Below are 2,863 nucleotides of genomic sequence, written 5' to 3'. Positions count from 1 at the left end.
GTCGTCGTGCTCGAGCACGACGACGAGGCCACCGCCCTGCACGCGTATCCGCGGCACGCCCCGATGTCGACGACGGTCCTGGGGTTCCGGCCCGGCCCGCCAGGGAGGAGCCTCACCCTGGAGCGGCTCGGTTCCCTCCCGGCGGACGAGGTCCGAACCGTCCTCGCCCACCACGGGCTCGTGCTGGTCGTCCCTGCCGACCTGCGCCCGCTCGCGCAACGCGTCTACTGACCCAGCCGGCCGGTCAGACCGTCTCGACCGGGCGACCCTCCTCCGCCCAGGCGGCGAACCCTCCGTCGAGGTGGGCCACATGGGCGTACCCCATCTCCTGGAGGGTCGCGGCGGCCAGCGCCGAGCGGCCGCCGCTGGCGCAGTGCAGCACCACCCGCTTCGTCGGGTCCAGCGACTCGTCGTGGTAGGGGCTCGTGGGGTCCGCCCGGAACTCCAGCATGCCGCGCGGGACGTGCACCGAGCCCGGGATCCGACCCGCAGCCGCGAGCTCGGGATGGTCGCGCAGGTCCACGAGGACCGCACCACGCTCCAGCTCGGCCGCCACTGCTGCGGGGTCGAGGTTCTCCACCTTGGCCCTCGCCCGGGCCACCATGTCCTTCGCACTCTTCGCCACGGGGCGCTCCTGTCTCGAGTCGCCCGGCTCCCGGAGCATACGCCCCCTCGGGGAGTCCCTGGAAGGGGAATCTCAGCCGGCGCCGACGTCCTGGACGGTGCGGGACAGCAGGCAGAACTCGTTGCCCTCGGGGTCGGCGAGCACGACCCAGCTGACGTCGGGCCCCTGCCCGATGTCGGTGGGCCGGGCACCGAGCGCGCGCAGCCGCGCGAGCTCCTCCTCGGTGCTCACGCCGTCGGCGCGCAGGTCGAGGTGCAGCCGGTTCTTCACGGTCTTGCGCTCGGGGACGGGCAGGAAGTCGATCGTCGGCCAGGAGCCGTCGGGCGGGCCGATCGACACCCCTTCCTCGTCCTCCTCGACCACCTGCCAGCCGAGCACGGCGCACCAGAACTCGGCGACGGCGGCCGGCTGCTCGCAGTCGACGGCGAGGGCGGCGAGACGACTGGTCATGTGAGGGCCTCCAGCTTCCTGACGATGCGCTGCACGGTGAGCCACGTGCGCGTGGTGATGTCCTTGCCGTAGGCGCGGTCCAGCCACACCATGAAGTCCGGGGTCCGGCCCGGCTCGCTGTTGTCGATGACGGCGAGGAACGCGCCGGCGCCCTCGTCGTAGCCGACGACCCGGGTGAGCGGGTCGGGCTCCGGCGGCAGCGGCACCGCGTGAGGGCGTGCCTTGAGGAACGTCACGGTGAGGTAGCTCCCGCGCCCGTGGGTCAGCCCGTCGAAGGGGTCACGGTCGAGGAGGTCGCGCAGCTCGGTGAGCTCGCGGACGATGGTGCCGCCGCCGATGCCGAGCCCGGTCCGTAGCGCCTCCTGGATCCGGTCCTCGAGGGCGGGCACGTCGGCCTCCGTGCTGCGGAAGACGATGTTCCCGCTGGCGAGCACCGACCCGACCGACTCCAGGCCCAGCCCTTCGAACACCCCGCGGAGCTTGTCGTTGGTCATGCTGGGGTTGCTCGGGGCGATGCCCCGCAGCAGTGCGGCGTACCTGCCCATGTCGCCCGACCCTAGACCCAGCCGCACCCTCGCGTCAGTGGTTGTGGCCGCCGTCGTCGCCGGTGGGCAGGGTCCGGGGCGGCTCGGTGCCGGGCTCGACGACGACGAACTGCCCCATGAGCCCCTCGTCCTCGTGACGCAGGAGGTGGCAGTGGAACATGTACGGGCTGTCCGGGTCGGAGTAGTCGGCGAACTGCATGATGAGGCGGTAGGTGCGCCGCGGCTCGAGGTAGACGGTGTCCTTCCAGCCGGCGAGCTCGGGCGGCGGCGGCTCGCCGTCGACGTCGAGGACCTGGAACTGGACGTCGTGAATGTGGAAGTTGTGGGTGAGGGGGTCGATGCTGCGCACCTCCCAGATCTCCGTCGCCCCCTCGGTGACGACCTCGTCGATGCGCGAGAGGTCCATGCTCCGGCCGTTGATCATCCGGACGGCGACCTCGAGCTCGCGGGTCACGGTGGCGGCCGACTCGGGGATCCGGGGGACCTCGGCCAGCACGTCGGGGACCGGCGGGGAGGGCGTGAGGGTGGGTGCGGCGCGCAGCTCGAGGACCTCGAAGACGTCCCGCCCGCCGAACGCGGCGGGAGCGGCGACGTCGCCCAGGTCCGGGGAGTCGGAGTCGAGCGTGGCGACCTCCCCGGGCTCGAGCTCGACGACGACCTCCGCGCGCTCGCCGGCCGAGAGCCGGACCCGGCTCGTCTCGTGCGGCTCGGCGAGGAGGCCGCCGTCGGTGCCGACGAGGTGGAAGGTGCGCTCGTCGGTGAAGCCGAGGTTGTACGTGCGCGCGGTCGAGGCGTTGAGGAGGCGCAGCCGGACCCGCTCCGTGGTGACCTCGTGGTACGCCCCGACGGTCCCGTTGACCATGACCATCGAGCCCATGAGCCCCGGTTCGGTGCTGTTGCGGTCGAGCGTGAGCCGGCCCTCGTCGTCGAGGTGCTTGTCCTGGACGACGACGGGCACGTCGTCGACCCCGTAGGTCGCGGGCAGGTCGGGCGCGGCGGCCGGGTCGTCGAGGAGGAACATCCCGGCCAGGCCCCGGTAGACGTGCTGCTCGGTCCGGCCGTGCGGGTGCGGGTGGTACCAGAGCGTGGCCGCGGGCTGGTCGATCACCCACGTCGGGCGCCACGTCTCCCCCGGCTCGATCATCTGGTGCGGCCCGCCGTCCATCTCGGGCGGCAGGTGCATACCGTGCCAGTGGACCGTCGTCGCCTCACCGAGGTCGTTGGTCACCTCGACGGCGACACG

At 72.6% G+C, this 2,863-nt stretch carries 5 protein-coding genes; 1 reads left to right on the top strand and 4 read right to left on the bottom strand.

Going from position 1 to position 2,863, the window contains the following annotated elements; translation table 11 throughout:
• Positions 1–231 (top strand): hypothetical protein (locus FHE66_RS07780; protein WP_218013652.1); only part of this gene is annotated, 231 nt, incomplete at its 5' end.
• Positions 232–244: 13 nt separating this feature from the next.
• On the opposite strand, the gene FHE66_RS07775 is transcribed toward FHE66_RS07780, so the two are convergent.
• The 4 genes from FHE66_RS07775 to FHE66_RS07760 form a co-directional block, all read right to left on the bottom strand.
• On the bottom strand, positions 245–625 hold the full coding sequence (locus FHE66_RS07775) for a rhodanese-like domain-containing protein (protein WP_255303649.1): 381 nt from the start codon (positions 623–625) through the stop codon (positions 245–247).
• A 72-nt stretch (positions 626–697) separates the two neighbouring features.
• Positions 698–1,075, bottom strand: coding sequence for a VOC family protein (locus tag FHE66_RS07770; protein ID WP_139072376.1), 378 nt, complete (start codon positions 1,073–1,075; stop codon positions 698–700).
• Complete coding sequence (locus FHE66_RS07765; RefSeq protein WP_139072375.1) at positions 1,072–1,620, bottom strand: DUF1697 domain-containing protein; 549 nt, start codon at positions 1,618–1,620, stop codon at positions 1,072–1,074. Before FHE66_RS07765 ends, FHE66_RS07770 begins: the two co-directional genes overlap by 4 nt.
• 34 nt (positions 1,621–1,654) lie before the next feature.
• Positions 1,655–2,863: multicopper oxidase family protein (locus FHE66_RS07760; RefSeq protein WP_139072445.1), on the bottom strand; the 1,209-nt coding region annotated here is incomplete at its 5' end.

Origin of the sequence: Georgenia sp. 311, assembly GCF_006151955.1 — a bacterium.
GTDB lineage: Bacteria > Actinomycetota > Actinomycetes > Actinomycetales > Actinomycetaceae > Oceanitalea > Oceanitalea wutianyii.
This window is presented reverse-complemented; position numbering and strand designations above follow the sequence as displayed.